The organism is Azospirillum sp. P4_B5 (assembly GCF_056402275.1).
Map to the genome: position 1 here is coordinate 291,681 of NZ_JBFUHT010000008.1, position 21,533 is coordinate 313,213.

The 21,533-nt window shown below is 70.1% G+C and carries 20 protein-coding genes; 3 read left to right on the forward strand and 17 right to left on the reverse strand.

Features of this window, described 5'->3' with window-relative positions; all coding sequences use genetic code 11:
- Positions 1 to 16: 16 nt before the first annotated feature.
- Together AC1DVI_RS09060 and eutC are read left to right on the forward strand one after the other, a co-directional pair.
- Positions 17 to 1,420, forward strand: coding sequence for an ethanolamine ammonia-lyase subunit EutB (locus tag AC1DVI_RS09060; RefSeq protein WP_476957672.1), 1,404 nt, complete (start codon positions 17 to 19; stop codon positions 1,418 to 1,420).
- Positions 1,417 to 2,226: an ethanolamine ammonia-lyase subunit EutC gene (eutC, locus tag AC1DVI_RS09065; protein WP_476957673.1), complete on the forward strand. Its 810-nt coding sequence runs from the start codon at positions 1,417 to 1,419 to the stop codon at positions 2,224 to 2,226. The genes AC1DVI_RS09060 and eutC overlap by 4 nt, the downstream gene beginning before the upstream one ends.
- Before the next feature lie 20 nt (positions 2,227 to 2,246).
- Here the strand turns inward: eutC and AC1DVI_RS09070 are convergent, their stop codons facing one another.
- The 17 genes from AC1DVI_RS09070 to AC1DVI_RS09150 all read right to left on the reverse strand — a co-directional run bounded on the left by AC1DVI_RS09070 (position 2,247) and on the right by AC1DVI_RS09150 (position 20,045).
- Positions 2,247 to 3,881 (reverse strand): AMP-binding protein, encoded by a 1,635-nt coding sequence (locus AC1DVI_RS09070; protein ID WP_476957674.1) that lies wholly within the window; start codon positions 3,879 to 3,881, stop codon positions 2,247 to 2,249.
- A gap of 14 nt (positions 3,882 to 3,895) precedes the next feature.
- The gene (locus AC1DVI_RS09075; protein ID WP_137118482.1) at positions 3,896 to 4,969 is read right to left on the reverse strand and encodes an SDR family oxidoreductase; all 1,074 of its coding nucleotides are present in this window, start codon (positions 4,967 to 4,969) and stop codon (positions 3,896 to 3,898) included.
- 27 nt (positions 4,970 to 4,996) lie between these two features.
- Entirely contained in the window at positions 4,997 to 5,731 is a 735-nt protein-coding gene (locus AC1DVI_RS09080; protein WP_476957675.1) for an ABC transporter ATP-binding protein, read from the reverse strand.
- Positions 5,728 to 7,431 (reverse strand): branched-chain amino acid ABC transporter ATP-binding protein/permease, encoded by a 1,704-nt coding sequence (locus tag AC1DVI_RS09085; protein ID WP_476957676.1) that lies wholly within the window; start codon positions 7,429 to 7,431, stop codon positions 5,728 to 5,730. The genes AC1DVI_RS09080 and AC1DVI_RS09085 overlap by 4 nt, the downstream gene beginning before the upstream one ends.
- 16 nt (positions 7,432 to 7,447) lie before the next feature.
- Positions 7,448 to 8,311 carry a branched-chain amino acid ABC transporter permease gene (locus AC1DVI_RS09090; RefSeq protein ID WP_476957677.1) on the reverse strand — a complete coding sequence of 288 codons (864 nt, stop codon included), beginning with the start codon at positions 8,309 to 8,311 and terminating at the stop codon, positions 7,448 to 7,450.
- Between the two features lie 170 nt (positions 8,312 to 8,481).
- Positions 8,482 to 9,624: an ABC transporter substrate-binding protein gene (locus tag AC1DVI_RS09095; RefSeq protein ID WP_476957678.1), complete on the reverse strand. Its 1,143-nt coding sequence runs from the start codon at positions 9,622 to 9,624 to the stop codon at positions 8,482 to 8,484.
- 76 nt (positions 9,625 to 9,700) lie between these two features.
- Positions 9,701 to 10,447, reverse strand: a complete 747-nt coding sequence (locus AC1DVI_RS09100; protein WP_476957679.1) for an enoyl-CoA hydratase/isomerase family protein — start codon at positions 10,445 to 10,447, stop codon at positions 9,701 to 9,703.
- Positions 10,444 to 10,845, reverse strand: coding sequence for a MaoC family dehydratase (locus AC1DVI_RS09105; RefSeq protein WP_476957680.1), 402 nt, complete (start codon positions 10,843 to 10,845; stop codon positions 10,444 to 10,446). The genes AC1DVI_RS09100 and AC1DVI_RS09105 overlap by 4 nt, the downstream gene beginning before the upstream one ends.
- 2 nt (positions 10,846 to 10,847) lie before the next feature.
- On the reverse strand, positions 10,848 to 11,231 hold the full coding sequence (locus tag AC1DVI_RS09110) for a MaoC family dehydratase (protein ID WP_149165639.1): 384 nt from the start codon (positions 11,229 to 11,231) through the stop codon (positions 10,848 to 10,850).
- Positions 11,232 to 11,257: 26 nt separating this feature from the next.
- Positions 11,258 to 11,665, reverse strand: a complete 408-nt coding sequence (locus AC1DVI_RS09115) for a Zn-ribbon domain-containing OB-fold protein (RefSeq protein WP_476957681.1) — start codon at positions 11,663 to 11,665, stop codon at positions 11,258 to 11,260.
- A 35-nt stretch (positions 11,666 to 11,700) separates the two neighbouring features.
- The gene (locus AC1DVI_RS09120) at positions 11,701 to 12,849 is read right to left on the reverse strand and encodes a thiolase family protein (protein WP_476957682.1); all 1,149 of its coding nucleotides are present in this window, start codon (positions 12,847 to 12,849) and stop codon (positions 11,701 to 11,703) included.
- Positions 12,846 to 13,694, reverse strand: a complete 849-nt coding sequence (locus AC1DVI_RS09125; RefSeq protein WP_476957683.1) for an IclR family transcriptional regulator — start codon at positions 13,692 to 13,694, stop codon at positions 12,846 to 12,848. Before AC1DVI_RS09125 ends, AC1DVI_RS09120 begins: the two co-directional genes overlap by 4 nt.
- A gap of 217 nt (positions 13,695 to 13,911) precedes the next feature.
- Complete coding sequence (locus AC1DVI_RS09130) at positions 13,912 to 15,078, reverse strand: iron-containing alcohol dehydrogenase (RefSeq protein ID WP_476957684.1); 1,167 nt, start codon at positions 15,076 to 15,078, stop codon at positions 13,912 to 13,914.
- A gap of 152 nt (positions 15,079 to 15,230) precedes the next feature.
- The gene (locus AC1DVI_RS09135) at positions 15,231 to 15,953 is read right to left on the reverse strand and encodes an ABC transporter ATP-binding protein (RefSeq protein ID WP_476957685.1); all 723 of its coding nucleotides are present in this window, start codon (positions 15,951 to 15,953) and stop codon (positions 15,231 to 15,233) included.
- Positions 15,946 to 17,742: a branched-chain amino acid ABC transporter ATP-binding protein/permease gene (locus AC1DVI_RS09140; RefSeq protein WP_476957686.1), complete on the reverse strand. Its 1,797-nt coding sequence runs from the start codon at positions 17,740 to 17,742 to the stop codon at positions 15,946 to 15,948. Before AC1DVI_RS09140 ends, AC1DVI_RS09135 begins: the two co-directional genes overlap by 8 nt.
- Positions 17,743 to 17,751: 9 nt before the next feature.
- Positions 17,752 to 18,636: a branched-chain amino acid ABC transporter permease gene (locus tag AC1DVI_RS09145; RefSeq protein WP_149165734.1), complete on the reverse strand. Its 885-nt coding sequence runs from the start codon at positions 18,634 to 18,636 to the stop codon at positions 17,752 to 17,754.
- A 197-nt stretch (positions 18,637 to 18,833) separates the two neighbouring features.
- Positions 18,834 to 20,045 (reverse strand): ABC transporter substrate-binding protein, encoded by a 1,212-nt coding sequence (locus AC1DVI_RS09150; protein WP_137142448.1) that lies wholly within the window; start codon positions 20,043 to 20,045, stop codon positions 18,834 to 18,836.
- 440 nt (positions 20,046 to 20,485) lie between these two features.
- Between AC1DVI_RS09150 and AC1DVI_RS09155 the strand changes: the two genes are divergently transcribed.
- Positions 20,486 to 21,529: a thiamine pyrophosphate-dependent dehydrogenase E1 component subunit alpha gene (locus AC1DVI_RS09155; protein WP_476957687.1), complete on the forward strand. Its 1,044-nt coding sequence runs from the start codon at positions 20,486 to 20,488 to the stop codon at positions 21,527 to 21,529.
- Positions 21,530 to 21,533: the final 4 nt, after the last annotated feature.

A 21,533-nucleotide genomic window follows, 5' to 3' on the forward strand; every position in this document is an offset into this window, starting at 1 on the left:
GCACCGGAGAGTCCGTATGCCCTACACCACCGTGCTCGGCGGCACCCGCTGGAGCTTCCCCCATCTGCGCGACGTGCTGGCCAAGGCGTCGCCCGCCCGGTCGGGGGACCAGTTGGCCGGGCTGGCCGCCGACAGCGCGCTGGAACGCCACGCCGCCCAGCGCGTCCTGGCCGACATTCCGCTCCGGGATTTCCTGGCTACCGACCTCGTGCCCTATGAGGAGGACGAGGTCACCCGCCTGATCCACGACCAGCGGGACGCGGCGGCGCTCGGCCCCGTCGCGTCGCTGACCGTCGGGGAGTTCCGGGACTGGCTGCTGTCGGACGCCGCCGACCGCGACGGCTTGGCCGCTCTGGCCGCCGGCCTGACGCCGGAGATGGTGGCGGGCGTGTCCAAGATCATGCGGGCGCAGGACCTGATGGCGGTGGCGGCCAAATGCGAGAACCCCGTGGCCTTCCGCAACAGCCTGGGGCTGGCCGGGCGGCTGTCTACGCGCCTGCAACCCAACCACCCGACCGACGACAGCCGCGGCATCGCCGCCAGCCTGCTCGACGGGCTGCTGATGGGCAGCGGCGACGCGGTGCTCGGCGTCAACCCGGTCACCGACAGCGTGGAGGATTACAGCCGCGTCGTCCGGCTGTTGGACGAGTTGCGCATCCGGCTGGACATCCCGACGCAGACCTGCTGCCTGGGCCACGTCACCACGGCCATCCGGGCGATCGAGGGCGGAGCGCCGGTCGATCTGGTGTTCCAGTCCATCGCCGGATCGGAGAAGGCCAACCGCGGCTTCGGCGTTTCCCTGGCCGTGCTGCGCGAGGCGCACGAGGCCGCGCGGTCCCTGAAGCGCGGCACGGTCGGCGACCACGTCATGTATTTCGAAACGGGCCAGGGCGCCGCTTTGTCCGCCGACGCCCATCACGGCGTCGATCAGCAGACCATGGAGGTCCGCGCCTACGCCGTCGCCCGTGCCTTCCAGCCTCTGCTGGTCAACACCGTGGTCGGCTTCATCGGGCCGGAATATCTCTACGACGGCAAGCAGATCATCCGCGCCGGGCTGGAGGACCATTTCTGCGGCAAGCTGCTGGGCCTGCCGATGGGGGTGGACGTTTGCTACACCAACCACGCCGAAGCCGACCAGGACGACATGGACACGCTGTTCGCGGTGCTGACGCTGGCGGGCGTCACCTTCGTCATCACGGTGCCCGGCTCCGACGACATCATGCTGAATTACCAGAGCCTGTCGCACCACGACGCGCTGACGGTACGCCGCCTGACCGGCCGCCCGCCCGCCCCGGAGTTCGAGGACTGGGCGCGCCGGGTCGGGCTGCTGGACGAGCGGAACGCCTGGCGGCCCGACCCGATGGGGACGCCGCTGCTGGAGGCGGTCCGGTCGCTCTCCGCCCTGGAGGCTCCGCGATGACCAGGAACGACGACGACAGGACGCCGAGCCTTGTTCCGGCTCCTGGGGACATCCATCCGTTGCGCCGCTTCACCGACGCGCGGGTGGCGCTGGGCCGGGCGGGCACCTCGCTCCCCACGCGGGCGCATCTGGATTTCCTGCATGACCATGCCCGTGCCCGTGACGCCGTGTGGGCAACCCCCGATCTGGACGGGCTGGGCAGCCGGCTGGAATCCGCCGGGATGTCGGTCGTCCGGCTGCGCAGCGCCGCCCCCGACCGGGCCGTCTATCTGCGCCGCCCCGACCTGGGCCGCCGCCTCGCCGATGAGGACGCCGGACGGTTGCGCGGGCTGGCGGTACCGGAAGGCGCGGACGGGGGGAGGTCGCGTGAATGTCAACGCGTGGGCATCGTGGTGGCCGACGGGCTGTCGGCCATGGCGATCGACGTCAACGCCGCCCCGGTCGTCCTCGGCCTTCGGCAGGCGTTGCGTAACCTGGGACTGGAGCTGGCCCCGGTGGCGCTGGTGGAGCAAGGCCGGGTCGCCATCGGGGACGCCATTGGCGAAGCGTTGGGGCTGGCTCTGGTGATCGTATTGATCGGCGAGCGTCCGGGGCTTTCGGCGGCCGACTCCCTCGGCTGCTACGTCACCTGGGCGCCGCGGCCCGGCACCCCGGATTCGGCCCGCAACTGCGTGTCCAACATCCGGCTGGGCGGGCTGGACCCGGAGCGGGCCGTCGCGAGCATCGCCGCTCTGGTTCAAGGCATCTGCCGCTCCCGGGTCAGCGGCGTCGCGCTTGCCGCCGCCATTGGTCACCGCCGAGAATAGAGTGGTCCCGCCCCGTGCGCCTAGCCCGCCACCCCGTTGACGACAGGACGTGGTCGCGAGGGCAACGCCTCGCGGTCCCAGACTCCGTCGTTCGGCAGCGCGCGCAGCTTGTGACGTTCCACCTCGCGCTTCGTCACGGAGCGGGGGAAGCTCTCCACGAAGGCGATGAAGCGGGGGATCTTGAAGGCGGCCATGCGGCCCTCGCACCACGCGGCGATGGCGGCCGGCTCGACGCCGCTGCCCGGTTCGCGGATGACGAAGGCCTTCACCTCCTCCTCCCCCTTTTCGGACGGCGTGCCGACCACCACGACCTCGCGCACGCCCGGACACCGGCTGAGCACGCTCTCCACCTCATAGGCCGAGACGTTCTCGCCGCGGCGGCGCAGCCAGTGGGCCTGACGGCCCGTGAAGTGCAGATAGCCGTCCGCGTCCAGATGGCCGAGGTCGCCGGTGTGCAGCCACAGGTTCGACAGGCATTCCAGCGTGCGTTCCGGCGCGTTGAAATAGCCCGACATGAAGATGTGCGGGTAGCGGGGGCGCAGGGCGATCTGTCCGGTGACGCCCGGCGGCACCGGCTGATCGTCGTCGTCGAGGATGGTCACCTCCGCCCAGCCGTGGGTCAGGCCGTTGGCGCGCGGCTTCGGCGAGTCCATCCGGTTGTTGACGATCAGCACGCCGCCGGTCTCGGTCAGCGAATAGACGTTGACGAAGCCGATGCCGAACCGCTCCACGAAGCGGTCGGCCACGGCGGGCGGAATCTGGCCCGTCACCCCCAGAGAGACGCGCACCCGGTGATCGCGATCCGCCGGGCTCTCCGTCTGCTCGGTCAGGACGGTGATCATGGTGCCGATCAGATCGACGATGGTCGCCCCGGTTTCCCGCGCCCGCGCCCAGAAGTTGCTGCCGCTGAAGCGGCGGTCGATCACCGTGGGAATGTCGGCGACCATCGGCCCCATCACGCCCAGCATCAGGCCGCCGACGTGGAACAGCGTCAGAATCGAGTAATGGACGTCGTCCGGCCGCGTCTCGAACGCCTCGACGTAGCGCATCCCCGCCGCGATCCAGGCGAAATGCGGCAGAAGCGCGCCCTTGGGCAGGCCGGTGGTGCCGCCGGTGTAGATGATGACCGCCGGATCGCCGCCGGACACTTCCACCACCGGCAGCGGGTGCCCCGGCTCCAGCAGGTCGGCGAAGGGCCGGAAGCGAGCGCCGGTTCCCCCGTCGCCATCCTCCACCGCATAGACGCGCATCGGCGGCAGCCGGTCGGCAACCGCCTCGACCCGCTCCGCCAGCTCCCCGTCCACCACCAGGACGGCGGGCGTGGCGTTGGTCAGGGTGTGGACGAGATCCTCGCCCACCAGACCGGCGTTCAGCGGCACCCAGATCGCCCCCAGCTTGCCGGCGGCGACCCAGGTCAGCAGATGCTCCGGCGCGTTGCGCAGGAAGCAGGCGACCCGGTCCCCCCGGCGCACCCCCAGCCGGTGCAGGTTGGCGGCCACGCGGGTGGATTCCCCGTCCAGCTCCCGGTAGCTCATCGCCCGCCCGGCGACGGTCAGCCGCGGGGCGTCCCCGTGCTGCGCCGCGCGGGCGGCGACCAGCGCCGGCAGGGTTTCCCATTGCACCGGAACGCCATGGATGCTGCGCGTGATGGTCATGCGGAGGGCCTCTCTCATTCCGGCAGGATGCGGCGCTTCTGGAGTTCCTGGAGGAGATCGACGAACATCTCCTCGCTGTCCACGCAGTCGTGGAAGCCCAGCTTGCGCGCCTTGATCGTGCTCATGTGGTGCGGGTTGGGGCGCTGGCCGTAGCCGAACAGGAAGTCGGCGAACTGCCAGGACGGCACGACCTCGGTGTATTTGTAGGGCTTGAGACCGTGCTTCGCGACCACGCGGTCCCAGATCGGCTCGTTCTGCGGCATGATGCGGGCCAGCGAGAAGGGCTGCGCCGGTTCCAGCTCCATGCGGAACAGCTCGGCCACCTTGGGGAACACGTTCTCCCAGACATAGACGTCGCCGTTGGCAATGTTGAAGACTTGGTTGGCGCATTGCGGGCTGGTGCCGGCCCATTCGGCGGCCTTGGCGATCAGCCGGGCGTCGGTCGCCTCGCCGATGCGCGACGCCCCGCCGGGGAAGCGCAGCGGCAGGCCGTATTCCCGGGACACCGCGGCGAAGACGCCGATGGCGGTGATGATGTTCAGCGGGCTGCCGACCGCGAGGCCGCAGACGATCTGCGGGCGCAGCACGCTCCAGCTCCACTCCTTGCCCTGCTGGCGTTCGCTGATCCAGTCCTGCTGGTCGTAGTAGAAATTCGGGCGCATGTAGCGCTGGTCGCTCTCGCGCGCCGGCTGGCGGAAGGGGCCGAGATGGCCGCCATAGGCCTTGGTACCCTGGAGAAGGGTGATGTGGCGCAGGTTGGGCGACACCGCCTCGACGTTCTCCACCACGTTCTTCAGCATGGCGAGGTTGGTCTCGACATGGTCCCATTCCGACCAGCCGCGGGTCACGTCGGGCTTCTCGTAAACGGCGGTGTAGCAGATGTTGGTGACGCCCTTGATCTCGCGCAGCTTGCGGCAGTCGTCGGGGTCGCGCAGATCGACGGCGGCCCATTCGGCGGTGGTCTCGAAATCGGGGGTGCGGCGCGACACGCCGCAGACGTCCCACTCCGGGGAGGCTTCGAAATGCTCCAGCATCGGGCGGCCGACGGTCCCCAGCGCACCCACGATCAGCATCTTCTGACGGGCCATGAACACAATCCTTCTGTGCGGATTTCTTCAGAAAAGGGTCATCAGGTATTGGCGGTCGCCCAGCGGTTCGGGCGGGCCCTCGTAAATCTTGCGGCCGGTGCGCAGCACGGTGACGCTCTGCGCGATGGGCAGGGCGTGGACGACGTTCTGCTCGACCATCAGCACGGCCATGCGCAGCGTCCGGTTGACCTCGGCGATGGCCTCCATGACGCGCTGGACGAGGTTGGGGGCGAGGCCGATCGACGGCTCGTCGAGGATCATCACGTCGGGCCGGTGCATCAGCGCCATGCCCATGGCCAGCATCTGCTGCTGCCCGCCCGACATGGTGCCGGCGATCTGGCCGGCGCGTTCGCGCAGGATCGGGAACAGGTCCATCACCGCGTCGCGGTTTGCCCGGATCTCCGCCGGGTCGTTCGCCGTGTAGGCGCCGAGTTCCAGATTCTCGCGCACGGTCAGGCTGCGGAAGATGCCGTGCCCCTGCGGGACCAGCGCGATCCCCGCCTTCACGTTGTCGGCGCAGCGCCGCCGGGTGATGTCCTCCCCCCGGTAGCGAACGGTCCCGGATGTCGGCCGCAGCAGCCCGAAGACGGAACGCACCAGCGTCGTCTTACCGGCCCCGTTGTGGCCCAGCAGCACGCGGATTTCGCCGGCCCGCACCGTCAGGTCCACGTCGTGGACCACCGCCCGCTTGCCGTAGCCGGCGCTGAGGCCGCGCACCTCCAGGACGGGTTCGGCAATCGGCATGGTGTGAATCTCGGTCATCCGAAATACCTCTCGGCCAGTTCGCGGTCGCGCATCAGCGTGTCCGGCGGTCCCTTGGTCAGCACGCGGCCCTCGTCGATGAAGACGATCTCGTCGCAGACGCCGCGGATGACCTCCAGATTGTGCTCGATGATGCAGACGGCCTTGTTGGCGCGGGCGAGGTCGCGGATCACCCCGCAGATGCGCTCCACCGTCACGGTGTCCAGCCCCGACAGCGGCTCGTCGAGCAGCAGCACGTCGGCCCCGGTCGCCAGCAGCCGGGCGATGACCAGCAGCTTCTCCTCGGCGTAGGACAGGTTGGCGGCGGTCTCGTCGGCCTTGGCGAGCAGCCCGACGAAGGAGGCGATCTCCAGCGCGCGGGCGACGTTCTCACGGTCAACCCGGCGGACCAGGCCGGGGCGGAAGTAGACGTCGAGCGGGCGGTCGCCCGGCTGCGCGGGCAGCGAGACCAGGATGTTCTCCACGACCGTCAGCTTGGTGAAGAGCTTCAGGTCCTGGAAGGAGCGGGCCAGCCCGGCGGCCACCACCTCGTGCGGCTTCAGTTTCGTCACGTCGCGACCGCGGTAGAGGATGGTGCCGCCGGTCGGGCGCAGGAAGCCCGACAGCAGGTTGAAGGCGGTCGTCTTGCCGGCGCCGTTGGGGCCGATCAGCCCAACGATCTCGCCGCGCTTGAGGTCGATGGTCAGGTCCTTCACCGCCTGGATGCCGCCGAAATGCTTGGACAGCGAGGTCGCGGAGACCACCACCTCCCCCGGCGTGCCCGCCGCGCGCTCCACGGCGCTGGAGAGCGGGCCGTTGGCGGGAACGCTGGACCGCGCGGCCCCGGTCGGCGTGCGGAACACCGTCTCGGGGAACAGCCCCTCCGGGCGCAGCCGCAGGATGACGATCAGCACGACGCCGTAGATCACCTGCCGCACCATGTCGGCGATGTCGCCCGGCACATGGACGAACTTCAGCCCTTCCGGCAGCAGCACCAGGATCGCCGCCCCGGCCAGCGAGCCCCACAGGTTCCCCATGCCGCCCAGGATCACCATGGCGAGGATAAGGATGGTCTCCTCGATGGTGAAGGACTCCGGGTTGACGAAGGCGATGTAGTGGGCGACCAGCGAACCGGCGACCGAGGCCAGCCCCGCCGACATCGCGAAGACCACCAGCTTCATGCGGACGAGGTTCTTGCCGACCGCCTGGGCCGCCGCCTCGTTCTCCCGCATGGCGCGCAGCGAGCGTCCGAAGGGCGAGGCGCCGAGCCTCCAGGCGACGGCGCAGCACAGCGCCGCCATCACCGCGGCCAGCGGCAGGAAGGTCACCGGGCTGGTCAGCGCGGTGCCGAACAGCGACACCGGGGGGATGCCGGGGATGCCGTCCGGCCCGCCGGTCAATGGCTTGCTGTTCATCAGCACGTCGATGGTGATGGCCTGCAACGCCAGCGTAATGACGACCAGATAGTGGCTGCCCACCCGCATGGCGGGAAAGGCGACCAGAAGGCCGATGGCGGCGGTGATCACCGTGCCGGCCAGCAGGGTGAGGGGAAAGCCGATGCCGAGCTTCGTCGCCAGGATGCCGGCGGCGTAGGCCCCGCTGGCGTAGAAGGTGGCGTGCGCCAGGGCGAAGATGCCGCCGAAGCCGATCAGCAGGTTGAAGGAGGTCGCCAGGATGCCGTACAGGCAGACCATGACGAGGATGTGGGCGAGATATTCCATGGCTGTGTCCCTCTCCTCACGCCCGGCGGACGATGCCGGAGGGGCGGGCGAGCAGGAACCCGAACAGCACCACGAAGACGATGGTGTTCTGCCACTCGGTGGGGATCTGCCACATGCCCAGGCTCTGCACGAAGGCCAGCAGGAAGGCGGCGATGACCGCCCCGCGCAGCGACCCCACCCCGCCGACGATCACCGCGACGAAGGCGACGAACACCGCGCCGAAGCCCATGTTGGGGTTCAGCCCGTCGCGCAGCAGAACCAGCGACCCGGCCACCGCCGACACCGCGGAGCCCAGCGCGAAGACCAGGATGGACAGCCGCGTGGTGTCGATGCCGATGACGGTGGCCATCTCGCGGTTGTCGGCCATGGCGCGGATGGCCTTGCCGTAGCGGCTGGCCCGCAGGAACAGCGCGATACCGCAGCCGACCAGCAGCGCCGCCGCCACCTGCCCCAGCTGCACCGTGGTGAAGAAGGCGTTGCCGATGAAATGCACGTCGTAGGCGACGCTGTCGACCGTCTTGACCCCGGTGCCGAAGACGATGCCGATCAGGTTCTTCATGACGATGAACAGGCCGAGCGAGGCGACCAGAACGACGAAGGGCGGGCTGCCGCTGATCTCGAACGGGCGGTAGATGAACAGGTAGCAGCCGACGCCGAGCGCCGCGGTGAAGGCGATGCCCAATAGCACCGCCGCCCAGAAGGGCAGCCCGACCAGCGCCGCCAGCGCCCAGATGGCGTAGGCGCCGACCGCGTAGACCGGCCCGTAGGCGAAATGCACGACGCCGGTCGTTCCGAAGATCAACGCGAACCCCATCGCCAGCAGGGCGAAATGCGCGCCGTTGAACAGACCGTTCAGGGTCAGTTGGATGAGCAAGTCCATGGAATGGCGCTCCTGTCTCTTTCCCCCTCTCCCCCCTGGGGAGAGGGTTGGGGTGAGGGGGGTGCGCATGGCGGGACGTCCGGCAAAAGCGCAACCCCCTCACCGGCCCTCCGGGCCACCCTCTCCCCGGAGGGGAGAGGGTTGAAAATGAGGATGCTTCGGACCGGCGGTCATTCGCCCGAGGTGAACTTCACGAATTTCTGTTCGCCGTTCTCCAGGCGGAACACCGCGACCGGCTTCTGCGCCACGCCGTTCTTGCGGAAGGTCAGCGTCTTGCCGTAGACGCTGTCGAAGGTCGGGTTCTCCCACAGCGCCTGGACCAGACGCTCGCCGCTGTAGTAGTCGCCGCCCTTGGCCTTCGCCCGCCGGATCAGTTCGGCGATGACGTAGACACCCTCATAGTAGTTGGCGGCGTAGAAGTCGGGCATTTCGCCGAACTTCGCCCGGTAGGCGTCGGCGAAGCGCTTCGACCAGGGATTCTCGTCGGTGGCGGCGAAATAGTCGGTGACGACCTCCACACCCTCGGCGTGCTTGCCGGCGACCTTGGTGTCCTCGGCGGTCCATTCCATGCAGTAGACCGGCTGCTTCATGCCCAGCTCGCGCATCCGCTTCACCGCCAGCCCGGCCTGCGGCGTGGTCGGCCAGTTGGCGATGGCGTCGGGCTGGGAAGCCCGCAGCTTGGCGACCTGGGTGTCGATGTTGGCGGCGTCGGCCTGGAACTGCTCGGCGGCGACCATCTTCAGCCCCATGCCCTCCCACGCCTTGGTGGTGGCGGCGATGGTGGCGTCGCCAAACTCCGACTTGATGGCGATCTGGGCGAGCTTCTTGGCCCCCTGCTCCGCCGCACGGTGGGCGATGCCGGCGGCCAGATCCGACGCCATGGAGCGGATGTTGAACATGTAGGGGGAGGTGCCGACGGTCTGGGCGCTGACCCCGCCGCCGTTGATCATCAGCACCTTCTTCTGGTCGCCGATGGGCATGGTGGCCAGCGTCACCGTGGAAAAGGAGGGCAGCACCGCCTTCACCCCCTCGACGTCGATCAGCCGGTTCATGCCGGCGACCGCGGCCTGGGCGCTGCCGCTCTTGTGGTCCTCGATGACCAGCTGCAGCTTGATGCCGTCGATGCCTCCCTGGGCGTTGATCTCGTCCACCGCAAGCTGCGCCCCGGCGCTCATCACCTTGCCGTAATGGGGCGAGGCGCCGGTCATCGCGAAGATGCCGCCGATCTTGTAGACCGCCGGGTCGGCGGCCAGGGCGGTGGTGGACAGGGCGCTGCTCAGCACGAGCGCGGCGAACAGGATGCGTTTCGACATCGTTCCCTCCCAGGAATCCGTTGTTCGGGGGTGACGCGGTCCCGTTGGCGGGACTCGTTGCCGTTTCGAAAGGAAGTCAGCGGGCAAAAGACAGTCCGGACAGCAGCCGCCGGACGGACGGCGCCGCGTGGTTCTCGGCCAGCAGCGGGGCCAGCCGCGCGGTCTTCTCCGCCATCGACAGGCGGTTCTCCATGCGCAGGATGCGCCGGCCCGCCGCCAGGGCGTCCAGCCGGTCGCGGTAGTAGGCGATGCGCGCCTCGGCCGCCTCGGCGACGGTGTCGGCGGGCAGGATCTCGGTCAGGAAGCCGAAGCCGTAGGCCTCCGCCGCGCCCATCATCCGGCCCCCCGCCAGGATCTGGAAGGCCAGCGCCGCCGGCAGCCGTTCCGTCAGGGCGGCGTGGACGAAGGCCGGGTAGAGGCCGAAGCGCATCTCCGGAAAGCCGAACTGCACATCGTCGACACCCAGCACGAGATCGCTGAGGCACGCCACGATGCAGCCGGCGCCCAGCGTCCGGCCGTGGACCACGCTGATCACCGGCACTGCCGATCCATGCAGCGCCTGCATCGCCGCCCGCAGCGCCTCCTCCTGGGCGGCGAAGGCCTCGGCGCCGCGGCTCATTTCGGCGACGTCACCGCCGGCGCAGAAGCCGCGCGCCCCGGCCCCGTCGATCGCCACCAGGGCCGCCCCAGCGGCGGGGGCACCGTCCACGGCCTCGGCCAGCGCCCGCAAGGTCGCGGTGTCGAGCGCGTTGATCTTCGCAGGGCGGTTCAGGGTGATGCGCCGCAGGTCGCCGTCGTCGCGAACGAGAAGCGTGTCGGTCATGACGCCGCCCTCCCCGCCCCGTGCAGGATGCGGCCGGCGATCACCGTTTCCCCATTCTGGTTGTCGATCCAGACGTCGTAGCCGTCGCCATCGGCGCGGCGCTGGCCGCCCGCGGTCACCACGTCGTCCTCGCGCACCGGGCGCAGGAAGCGGATGTCGAGGGTCGCGTCGGACACCGCCGCCTCGCCCAGGCTGCGGCGGACCGACTGCCAGAGCAGGTTCACCGACAGCAGACCGTGGGCGATGATGCCCTTCATCGGCGTCGTCGCCGCGAAGTCTGGATCGACGTGGATCGGGTTGAAGTCGTCGGTCAGCTCGGCGTAGAGCCGGATCGCCGTGCGGTCGATCCGCTTGGTGACCGGGGTCAGGCGGTCGATGGTGGTCGTCCCGTCCGCCATGGTCAGGCCGCCCACAGGATGGTCATGCGGCCGCGGAAACAGGGGGTCCCATCCTCCCCCACCGTCTCGGTGTCGAAATGGACCCAGCGGCGGTCGCGCTTCAGCTCCTTTCCGGCGCAGGCGATGCGGGTGGTCAGCCGCTCCCCGACCGTCGGGCGGCGCAGCATCTCGTAACGCTGGGAGCCGTGGATGTTCCCCGGCGGGCGCGGCACGACGAGGCTGGAATAGGCCCGCATGGTGGCCACCGCGATCATCCCGGCGGGCATCCGCCCGTCCGGCGGGTCGTCGGGGTAGAGGCTGGTCCAGCGCTCCATCAGCGCGTCGGACAGGTGAAGCTCCTCGGCGCCGAAGGCGGCGCCCTCCCGGAGCGTGTCGAACAGATGCATCGATGGTCCCTCCCGAAGGGTTGGGTTCAGTCCACCAGGGGCCGGACCTGCGGCAGCGCGCCGCCGTCGGCCAGCGGCTCGAACAGGACGCGGACGCGCAGGCCGATGCGGGCGTCCGACGGCGGTCCACCGCGCAGATTGACCATCAGGCGGAAGCCCTCGTCGAAATCGACCAGCGCCAGGACGTAGGGCGTGTCCGCCTTGAAAGCCGCGGTCGGCGCCCGGTGGACGATGGTGAAGCTGTGGATGGTGCCGAGCCCGGCGGACCGCTCCGTCCCCGGCCCTGCGGCCCGGCATTCGGTGCAGAAGGGCCGCGGCGGAAACTGGACGTGGCCGCAGGCGGCGCAGCGCTGAAAGGTCAGCGCCCCCTCCGCGCAGGCGTCCCAGAAGGCGCGGGTGTCCGCGGTGACCAGCGGAACGGGCTTTGCGGCCATTGGATCTTTGGCTGATGGATCGGTCGCGGTCATCGTCAGGCCCTCCCCAGGATCAGCGAGCAGTGGGCGGACAGGATGCCGCCGTCGCCGTGAACGAAGGCGGTCTCCGCCCCCGCCACCTGCCGGGCCTCGGCCTCGCCGCGCAACTGCCGCACCGCCTCGACGATGTGGAACATGCCGCCCGCCGCCCCCGAATGGCCGTAGGACAGCAGCCCGCCGTGGGTGTTGCAGGGCAGGACCCCGTCCAGCTCCAGCGCGCCGTCGAGGATCGCTGGACCGGCCTCCCCCTTCGGGAAGAAGCCGATGGATTCCAGCTCGGCCAGCAGGGTGATGGTGAAACTGTCGTAGATCTCGGCCACGTCGATGTCCGCCGGGGTCAGCCCGGCCATGGCGAAGGCCTGCGCCGCCGATTGCCTGCAGCCGAAATCGGTCAGCGACGGCATGGCGAAGGCGTGCTCGTGCGTGTTCATCTGGCCGTAGCCGAGGATCGACACCGCGCGATCCGTATGGTCGGCCGCCGCGTCGGCGGCGCTGATCACCAGGGCGGCGCCACCGTCCGAGACGAGGCAGCAGTCGTACAGCCGCAGCGGGTCGGCGATCATGCGGGCGGACAGCGCCTGCTCCATGGTCAGCGGGTCGCGGGCCTGGGCCTTGGGGTGGCGGCGCGCGTGGCCGCGCTGGGTGACGGAGATGGCGGCGAGATGCTCAGCCGTGACGCCGCGCTCGAACATGCAGCGCCGGGCGACCAGCGCATAGGCCGCCGGGATCGACATGCCATAGGGGCGCTCGAACTGCGGATGCCCAACCTCGGCCAGCGCGGCGACGGCGCCGCTGCGCCCCAGCCCGGTCAGCCGGTTGTCGGCGCAGACCGCCAGCACATTGCGGCAGATGCCCGCCCGCACCAGCGCCGCCGCCTGCATCACCAGCGCGCAGGCGGTCGCCCCGCCGGCCTGGACGGCGGCGCTGTAGGACGGCGCGATGCCGAAATACTCGTTGAAGACCGACGACAGCATCAGATGCGGCTCGGCCAGCGAATAGGCGCAGAGGACGCCGTCCACCTCGTCCGCCCGCAGGCCGGCGTCGGCCAGCGCCGCGGACGCCGCTTCGGCGTGAAGCGCCATGCAACCGCTGCCGTCCAGCCGCCCGACGGCGGTGTCGGCGGCTCCGGAGATCACCGGGGTCATCGCGTGGTCTCCCGTGGGGAAAGGGAAGCGGCGGCCCGGCCCGGTCCGGCGAGCAGCCGCCCGATGCGCCGCGTGGTGTCGCGCAGGTCGGCGGCCATCGCCACGGCCCGTTCGTCGGAGAACTGCGCGGTCAGCCCGACCGCGGACAGGGCTAGGAAGGGCCGGCCCTCGGCGTCGAGGATCGGGCTGGACACCGTCGTCACGCCGCGCGTGAAGCCGTCGCGGTCCACCGCGTAGCCGGCGGCCCGCGCCTCCTCCACCTCGGCCAGGAATTGCTCGAAGGGCGGCGGGTTGTCCTGGCGGACGGCGGCGTACTGGCGGCGCATCTCCTCCACCGGCAGGCCGGCGTGCGCCGCCATGCAGCGGCCGAGCGCGCCGACCAGCAACGGCAGCCGGTGGCCGATCCGCATGTGGATCTGGATGGCCGAACTGGACACCGCCTGATCCACCAGCATGACGCGGTGGTCGCTGACCCGCAGCCACGCCGTCATCGGCGTCTGCCACGCGGCGGCCAGCCGTTCCAGCTCCGGGTGGAGCAGCCGGGTGTAGCCGACCTGATCGAGCGCGCTGCCCGCCAGTTCCAGCAGCCCGGCGCCCAGCCGGTAGGCCTTGCCGACCTCCTCGAACTGGACCACCCGCTCCGCGGCCAGGGTCTTAAGGATGTTGAAGCAGGTGCTCGGGTTGAGGCCGAGCGCGCGGGCGACCTGCGCGCTCGACACCGCCCCGTCCTGCGCCGCCAGATGGCGGAGGATCGCAAAGGCGCTGACCACCGCGCCGACCGGCTTGCCGGCGTTGAACGTCGTCGAAAGGGTGAAGGACTCCCGGTCCTGGTCGTCGGTGAGCATGGCGCGCTCTCCGTTCTCTATTGAGAATTCTATTTTCTATAAAGATTATGAGGGCGCACTTATTGTTGGTCAAACGAATTATCTGTCCTTGGCATTGTTTGAAATGCATACCCCCATAGTCATTATGCACGGCTCAACCCCTCCACACCCCGAACGCAAAACGGCCCCGCCGGGAGGGGCGGGGCCGTTCATGCCGTAGGGTGGTGGCGCCTGCGGATCACCAGGCCAGTTCGAGGATCTCCCGGACGTCGGCCTCTCCGGTGACCGGACGCGGGTTGCTGCGGACCATCATGTTCTGCATGGCCCCGGCGGCGATGGCGGCGAAATGGTCGCGCGTCACGCCGACCGCCCGCAGGCTGTCCGGCTGGCCCAGGGCGCGCACCAGATCGGCGACCGCCGCCGCCGCGTCGCCGTCCTCCCGCCCTAGGGCCTGGGCCACCAACCGTTGGCGGTCGGCGTTCACCGGATGGTTCCAGCGCAGCACGCTGGGCAGCATGACGCAGGAGCAATGGCCGTGCGGCACGTTGGCGACGGCGCCGAGCTGGTGGCCGATGCCGTGGCTGGCCCCCCACTCCACCCGGCCCAGCCCGGTCGAGGCCAGCCAGACGCCGAGTTGGCTTTCCAATCGCGCGTCGAGGTCGTCCGGCCTCTCCCGGTTGGCGGGGAGGGAGCGCGCCAGCATCGCCAGCCCGTGCAGGCACGTCGCGTCGGTGAAGGGCTGGGGCTTGCGGGAACAGATTGTCTCGACCGCGTGGTCGACGGCGCGGATGCCGGTGGACAGCCACAGCCGCTCCGGCGTGTGGACGGTCACGGCGGGGTCGAGGATGACCACCTGCCCGCCGATGTACCGACCGGTGTAGAGGTCCTTGACCCGGCGGTCCGGGTCGGTGGCGCCGCCCAGATTGGAGAATTCGGCGCCCGACAGGGTGGTCGGCACGATGATCTGGCGCAGCGGCGGGTCCTTCACCGCCGGGACGATGCGGGTTCCATCCTCGGCGACGCGGATGCGCACGGCGTCGAAGCCGGCGGTATCGGTGATGCCCTCGGCCAGCGCGACCAGGGCGACCTTCACCGTGTCCATGGGCGTGCCGCCGCCGACCGTGACGATCAGGTCCGGCTCCAGCCGCCGCACCTCCTCGGCCAGCGCCAGGACGGAGGCGCGCGGCACATGCTCGACGCAGGAGTCGAAGACCCCGGCGCAGGCGTCGCCCAGCGCCGCGCGGATAGCGGCGACGACGCCGGTCCCACGGCTCAACGACCGGCTCGCCACGATCAGCGGGCGCTTGCTGCCCAGCTTGGCGACGGTTTCCGCCACCGCCTCCGCCGCCGGGCGGCCGTAGATGACGCGGTCCTGCGCCAGGAACTCGTAGACGCCTGATTGCATGGTGGTTTCCTCCCGTTGGCGATTGGGGACACTTGCCCCCACCCTAACCCTCCCCCGCTCTCGCAGGGGAGGGGACTGCCGCCGCTTCGCAAAAGGCACCCTCCCCTGCGTTAGCGGGGGAGGGCCGGGGTGGGGGCAAGCGCAGCAACCACTCACCCGCCCAGATAGGCCGCCGACAGCGCGGGGTCGGCGGCCAGTTCCGCCGCCGGACCGCCGCGCACCACCTGCCCGCGCCGCAGCACGCAGCCGGAATGGGCGACGCGCAAGGCGATGGCCGCCACCTGCTCGCACAGCAGAATGGTGGTGCCGCGCTCGCGGCAGACGGACTCGATGAAGCCGAAGATCTGCTGCACGATCACCGGAGCCAGCCCCAGCGACGGCTCGTCGAGCAACAGGTAGCGCGGCTCGTGGATCAGCGCCGCCGACAGGATGACCATCTGCTGCTGACCGCCCGACAGCATCCCCGCCGGGGTCTGCCGCCGCGGCGCCAACATGGGGAATTGCTCGTAGACGCGGTCGGCCACCGCGCGGAAGTTGCCGCCGCGGTTGCGGAAGTCCCAGGCGACCTTCAGATTCTCCTCCACCGTCATGCGGTGGAACAGCCGGCGCCCCTCCAGCGCGTGCGACAGGCCGCGGCGCGCCCGCTCGTGCGGAGGAAGCCGCGTGATGTCGTCGCCGTCCAGCGTGATGCGCCCCGCCGCCGCCGGCACAAGCCCGGACACCGCCTTCATCAGCGAGGATTTGCCGGCCCCGTTGGCGCCCAGGATGGCGGTGATGGTCCCCGGCTCGGCCCGCAGCGAAACACCGCGCACCGCCTCGACCGGTCCATAGCGGACCTCCAGCCCGTGGATTTCAAGACCCGTCGCGTCAGGCATGGATGGCCTCCCCCGGGTGGGTTTCGGTGCCGAGATAGGCGGCGACCACCGCCGGGTCGCGGTACATGCCGGCCATGCCGCCCTGGTAGATGACCCGCCCGCTGTCCAGCACGACCACGCGGTCGACCAGCTCGTTGAGGAAATCCATGTGGTGCTCGATCAGGATCACGCCGACACCCCGCTCCTTCAGATGGCGGACCAGCCCGCCCAGCCGTTGCAGTTCGACCTCCGACAGGCCCGCCGCCGGCTCGTCGAGCATGACGAGGCGCGGGTCGGCGAGGATGACGCGCGACAGTTCGGTCATCCGCTGGTCGCCGTAGGGCAGGTCGCGCACCGGCGTGTCGGCCAGATGCGACAGGCCGGCCATGGCGATGATGGCGTCGGCGCGGCCCAGCATCGCCGCGTCCTCGCGCAGGGCGCCCGGCAGGTTCAGCGCCGCCGCCAGCGGGTTCTGCCGGTAGAGCCGGTGCCCGCCGAGCAGCACGTTCTCGCGCACCGTGAAGGCGGGGACGAGCCGCGGGTCCTGGAAGGTGCGCAGGGCCCCCCGCCGCGCCACAGCGTGGTCGGGCAGGCCGGTGATGGCGGCGCCGTCGAAGGTCACGCGCCCGTCGCTCGGGCGGTAGATCCCGCTGATGATGTTGACCAGCGTGCTCTTGCCCGAGCCGTTCGGCCCGACGAGGCCGAGGATCTCCCCCGCCCCCACGCTGACCGAGGCATTGTCGAGCGCCCGCAGCCCGAGGAAGCTGATCGACACCCCCTCCGCGCTCAGCAGCGGCCCGCTCCCCGATGGTTTCGGTGCAGCGGGCGGCGGGGCGGGCAGCGGCGCCACGTCCTTGGCGAAGCGCGGGCGCGGCAGCAGCAGCCCGGCCAGCCCGCGCGGCAGCAGGACGAAGGACAGCAGCAGGATCAGGCCGTAGACCATGAACTGGTACTCGGCGAAGATCTGGAGCTTCTCCGGCAGGTAGGTGAAGACGACGGCGCCCAGCACCGGCCCGGCCAGCGTGCCCAGCCCGCCGACCACCGCCATCACCAGCACCTCCACCGAGCGGTGCAGGCCAAAGGTCTCCGGCCCGAGATAGCCGACGAGATGGGCGTAGAAGCCCCCCGCCAGCCCGGCCAGCGCGGCGCTGAGCATGTAGGCGTTCCGCTTGGTGCGGGCGCGCGGAACGCCGATGCTGCCGGCCGCCACTTCGCTGACATGGATGGCGAAGAAGGCGCGGCCGAAGGGGCTGGTGACGAAGTTCCGCAGCAGCCACACAACCCCGGCCACCACCGCCAGCATGATCTGGAAATAGGCGGTCGGGCCGACGGACCAGCCGAACAGGGTCAGCGTGCGCAGGCCAGGCGACGGCACGCCGCTCAGCCCCATCATGCCGCCGGTGACCGAGGTCCACTCGCGCACGACCTCGTAGAAGATCATGCCGAAGCCGAGCGTCATCATGGCGAGGTAGAACTCGCGCACCCGACCGGCGGCGAAGGACAGCAGCCAGCCGCTCGCGGCCCCCATCGCCGCTCCGGCCAGCAGGGTCAGCGGCAGCGGAAGCCCGAAATTCTTCATCAGCAGGGCGGAGCCGTAGGCGCCGATGCCGAGAAAACCGGCGTGCCCCAGCGAGATCTGACCCGCGACGCCGGTCAGCAGGTTGATGCTCTGGGCCAGCAGGACGTTGACGAGAAGGAACGACCAGATCTGCACGGTGGAGCCGCTGACGAACTCCGCCGCGACGCCGAGCGCCACCAGCAGGGCCGCGACCACCGGGGTCCGGGTGAGGAAGGAGAGGAAATTCCGCATCGCTGGCCCTTACACCTTCGTGAATTCCTTGCGGCCGAACAGACCCTGCGGGCGGATGGCGAGGATCACCATCAGGATGGCGAAGGCCATGCCGTGTTCGGCGGCGGTGGAGACGTAGCCGCCGACCAGCTTCTCGATGACACCGAGCGCGATGCCGCCGACCAGGGCGCCCGCGGTGTTGCCCATGCCGCCGAAGACCGCGGCGACGAAGCCCAGCACCATCAGGTTGAAGCCGAAGCTGGGATCGACGGTGCCGGTGATCTGCGCCACCATCACCCCGGCGATGCCGGCCAGCACGCCGCTGGCGACGAAGGACAGCACGATCACCCGGCGCACCGGGATGCCGGCCAGCGCCGCCGCGTCGGCATCGTGCGACACCGCCCGCACCGCGCGGCCCCAGGCGGAGCGGCGCAGGAACAGCTCCATCGCCACCATCAGGGTGAGCGACAGGCCGAGAACGGCGAGATACTGCGACGAGACCTGGACCCCGGCGATGTCCACCGAATCCAGGCTGTCGAAGACCAGCGACGGGAAGGCGATGGCCTGCGACCCGAAGACGGTGGAGACGAAGCCCTGGAGGAAGATGCCGAGCCCCAGCGTGGAGACCACCCAGCCCATGCTGTCGCCGGACTTCAGCAGCGGGCGGATGGCGATCCGCTCCGCCACCACCATCAGCCCGCCGGCCAGCAGGATGCCGAGCGGCACGGCGATGACGGCGGGCATCCCGGCCGCCAGCATCGCCACCGTCGCCACCGAGGCGGTCATCAGCAGCGAGCCCTGGCCGAAATTCAGCGTCCGCGTGGTCCAGAAGGTCAGCGACAGCCCCATGGCGATGAGCGCGTAGACCGCGCCGACGCAGACGCCGGCGAAAACGAGTTGCAGCACGAAATGCATGGCGTCGTCCTTGTTGTCTCTCCCCCGTCGCAGCACCCGCCTTTGAGTCCCCTCTCCCCTCTGGGGAGAGGGTTAGGGTGAGGGGGTCCCGCATCGCCTGCGCTTTCGGTCCCCCGACATCCCCCTCACCCCGACCCTCTCCCCAGAGGGGAGAGGGGGATCGCTCCGGAGACGAAAGGAGGAGAGAGGGAACCCCGTCAGTTCTTGACGATCGTCAGCCCGATCTTGTCGCCGGTCTTCACATACTCGAAGATCGCGACATCCTCCGGCGCGATGGCGTGATGCTTGGTGGCGGAGAAGGAATAGGTCGCGTTCACCCCGCGCAGGCCCTGGATGCCCTCGATGGCCGTCGCGATGGCCTTGGGATCGGTGGAGTTGGCGCGCTTGATGCCCTCGAACAGCACGTCGGCGGCGTCGTAGGCGTTGCTGACCGACAGCGACATGAAGATCTGCGGGCGCTGCGGGTCGTTGCCCCACCAGCGGTCGGTGCCGTACTTGGCCTTGTAGGCGTCGGCGAAGCCCTGCGCCGCCGGGTTCAGCGTCTCCTCGCCGAAGACGTAGACCATCGAGCCGCGCGTGCCGGTCACCAGATCACCGGCGGCCTCCTGATAGGGGATCGACAGGGCGCCGTTGGAGGCGACCAATGGCACGTTGAAGTTCAGCCGCGCCATGGTGCGGCGGATCACCGCCAGATCGGCGCCCAGCCCGACGCAAACCACCACGTCGGCCCCGGCCCGCTGGAGGCGGGCGATCTGCGCCGTCACGTCCTGCGCACGCTGGTTGTAGGTTTCCGTCGCCACGACGGCACCGCCCGCCGCCTTCAGCTCCTTGGCGATCATGTCGGCGCCGGACACGCCATAGGCCGTGCTCTCGTGAACCAGCCCCGGCTTCTTGAACTGCTTGGCGACGTAGCGGCCGAGCACCGTCGACTCGACGTCGTTCTGCAACGCGAAGGAGAAGACGTTCGGGCGCGGCTTGCCGCCGTCCGGGTAGGTGACGGTCGGGGTCTGCGCCACCGGGTTCATGTAGGGACGGCCGTCGGCGGCGGCCATCTCGATCACCGCCAGCGTCGGGCCGCTGCCCGCCGGGCCGATGATGGCGACCAGCTCCTTGTTGTCGAGCAGCCGGCGCATGTTCTGCACCGCGCGGTCGGGCACGAGTTGGTCGTCGAGCAGCATCGCCAGCTCGACCTTCTTGCCGTTGATGCCGCCCTTGGCGTTCCACTTCTCGATGGCGAGTTCGACACCGCGCCGCCCGCCCTCGCCATACTCGTTGTAGGGGCCGGTCAGGGCCGAGGTCATGCCGATCTTGATGGTGTCCTGCGCGGCGGCGGACCCGGCGGACAGGGCGAGCGCCGAGGTCAGCGTGACGGCGGCCCCGAGCAGGCGGATGACGGAACGACGGTGCATGGCGCTTTTCCCTCCCTTATGCGGCGGAGCGTGCGGGCTCGCCTATTTGAATGAACCATGAGTCATTTTTCATCGAGAATGTAACGCGCGCCAACTTTCCGCGCAACGGTGTATTTGAGGCTGTCCCCTCTCCCGCCCCGGGAGAGGGTGCCCGCGGAAGCGGGCGGGTGAGGGTAGCACAAGGATCAAAGACCTTATTGGCGGCGGCACCCTCACCCTTCCCGCGCTGGGCGCGGGCCCCTTCCCTCTCCCGGGGCGGGAGAGGGGCACCAGATGTCGTCGCCCCACCCAGCAGAAGGGAGCCGGCGTGGGGGCAAACAGACCACTTGACTGAAACATGAATCATCGTTCATTGTTTGGTCGACCAACGGAGCATCGACTCCGCACCGCGCTTTCCCACACACCGGCGGGGCGCGGAAGAATTGCGAAGGGAGGCACCCATGCCGTCATCCGCCGCGCAGGCAGACCCCACTCCACCGGCCCCGGCCACCACGATCGCGGCCACCACGATCCCAACCGACCGGCGGCTGGCGCTCCACCGCACCATGCAGACGATCCGGGCGACCGAAACCACCCTGTCCCGGCTGTTCGCCGACGGCGAGATCCCCGGTTTCATCCATCTCAGCGTCGGGCAGGAGGCGGTGGCCGCGGGCGTCGTCGGCGCGCTGGGGCCGCAGGACAGCTTCGCCACCACCCACCGCGGCCACGGCCACGTGCTGGCCCGCGGCGTGAGGCTCGACCTCTTCTTCAAGGAGATCATGGGGCGGGCCGGCGGCATCTGCGGCGGGCGCGGCGGCTCCATGCACGTCGCCGACCTGTCGCTCGGCGTGCTGGGGGCCAACGGCATCGTCGGGGCCGGGTTGCCGCTCGCCACCGGGAGCGCGCTCGCCCACCAGACGCAGCGCACCGGCGGCGTGGCGGTCGCCTTCTTCGGCGACGGCGCCATGGCCGAGGGCGCCCTGCACGAGTGCCTGAACATGGCGGCGCTGTGGAAGCTGCCGATGGTCTTCGTCTGCGAGAACAACGGCTGGTCGGAATTCTCGCCGACCTCCACCCAGTTCGCCGCGACGCTGGACAAGCTGGGCGCGGCCTTCGGCGTGCCGCACCGCCGGGTGGACGGCAACGACGTCGCCGCCGTGTCCGAGACCGCCGCGGAGGTGGTGGACGCCGCCCGCAACGGCGGTGGCCCGCGCATCCTGGAATGCCTGACCACCCGCTGGCACGGTCATTTCGAGGGCGATCCGCAGCGCTACCGCAACGCCGACGAGATCGCCGGCCTGCCGCAGAACGACCCGCTGCGCCGCTCCGCCGAGGCGTTGCTCGCCGCCGGGGTCGAGGAATCGGCGCTCGCCGCCTTGGTCGACTCGGTGGACGCCGAGATCCGGGAGGCGCTGGAGGCCGCCCGCGCCGACGCCCTGCCCGACGTGGACGCCGCCTTTCGCGACGTCTACACGCCGACCGCCACCCTCACCGCCGGGGCCTGACCTC

Excerpts from the sequence above, each read along its gene's own strand:
- AC1DVI_RS09060 (WP_476957672.1), top strand. The coding sequence starts at position 17 with ATGCCCTACACCACCGTGCTCGGCGGCACCCGCTGGAGCTTCCCCCAT.
- eutC (WP_476957673.1), top strand. The coding sequence starts at position 1,417 with ATGACCAGGAACGACGACGACAGGACGCCGAGCCTTGTTCCGGCTCCT.
- AC1DVI_RS09070 (WP_476957674.1), bottom strand. The coding sequence starts at position 3,881 with ATGACCATCACGCGCAGCATCCATGGCGTTCCGGTGCAATGGGAAACC.
- AC1DVI_RS09075 (WP_137118482.1), bottom strand. The coding sequence starts at position 4,969 with ATGGCCCGTCAGAAGATGCTGATCGTGGGTGCGCTGGGGACCGTCGGC.
- AC1DVI_RS09080 (WP_476957675.1), bottom strand. The coding sequence starts at position 5,731 with ATGACCGAGATTCACACCATGCCGATTGCCGAACCCGTCCTGGAGGTG.
- AC1DVI_RS09085 (WP_476957676.1), bottom strand. The coding sequence starts at position 7,431 with ATGGAATATCTCGCCCACATCCTCGTCATGGTCTGCCTGTACGGCATC.
- AC1DVI_RS09090 (WP_476957677.1), bottom strand. The coding sequence starts at position 8,311 with ATGGACTTGCTCATCCAACTGACCCTGAACGGTCTGTTCAACGGCGCG.
- AC1DVI_RS09095 (WP_476957678.1), bottom strand. The coding sequence starts at position 9,624 with ATGTCGAAACGCATCCTGTTCGCCGCGCTCGTGCTGAGCAGCGCCCTG.
- AC1DVI_RS09100 (WP_476957679.1), bottom strand. The coding sequence starts at position 10,447 with ATGACCGACACGCTTCTCGTTCGCGACGACGGCGACCTGCGGCGCATC.
- AC1DVI_RS09105 (WP_476957680.1), bottom strand. The coding sequence starts at position 10,845 with ATGGCGGACGGGACGACCACCATCGACCGCCTGACCCCGGTCACCAAG.
- AC1DVI_RS09110 (WP_149165639.1), bottom strand. The coding sequence starts at position 11,231 with ATGCATCTGTTCGACACGCTCCGGGAGGGCGCCGCCTTCGGCGCCGAG.
- AC1DVI_RS09115 (WP_476957681.1), bottom strand. The coding sequence starts at position 11,665 with ATGGCCGCAAAGCCCGTTCCGCTGGTCACCGCGGACACCCGCGCCTTC.
- AC1DVI_RS09120 (WP_476957682.1), bottom strand. The coding sequence starts at position 12,849 with ATGACCCCGGTGATCTCCGGAGCCGCCGACACCGCCGTCGGGCGGCTG.
- AC1DVI_RS09125 (WP_476957683.1), bottom strand. The coding sequence starts at position 13,694 with ATGCTCACCGACGACCAGGACCGGGAGTCCTTCACCCTTTCGACGACG.
- AC1DVI_RS09130 (WP_476957684.1), bottom strand. The coding sequence starts at position 15,078 with ATGCAATCAGGCGTCTACGAGTTCCTGGCGCAGGACCGCGTCATCTAC.
- AC1DVI_RS09135 (WP_476957685.1), bottom strand. The coding sequence starts at position 15,953 with ATGCCTGACGCGACGGGTCTTGAAATCCACGGGCTGGAGGTCCGCTAT.
- AC1DVI_RS09140 (WP_476957686.1), bottom strand. The coding sequence starts at position 17,742 with ATGCGGAATTTCCTCTCCTTCCTCACCCGGACCCCGGTGGTCGCGGCC.
- AC1DVI_RS09145 (WP_149165734.1), bottom strand. The coding sequence starts at position 18,636 with ATGCATTTCGTGCTGCAACTCGTTTTCGCCGGCGTCTGCGTCGGCGCG.
- AC1DVI_RS09150 (WP_137142448.1), bottom strand. The coding sequence starts at position 20,045 with ATGCACCGTCGTTCCGTCATCCGCCTGCTCGGGGCCGCCGTCACGCTG.
- AC1DVI_RS09155 (WP_476957687.1), top strand. The coding sequence starts at position 20,486 with ATGCCGTCATCCGCCGCGCAGGCAGACCCCACTCCACCGGCCCCGGCC.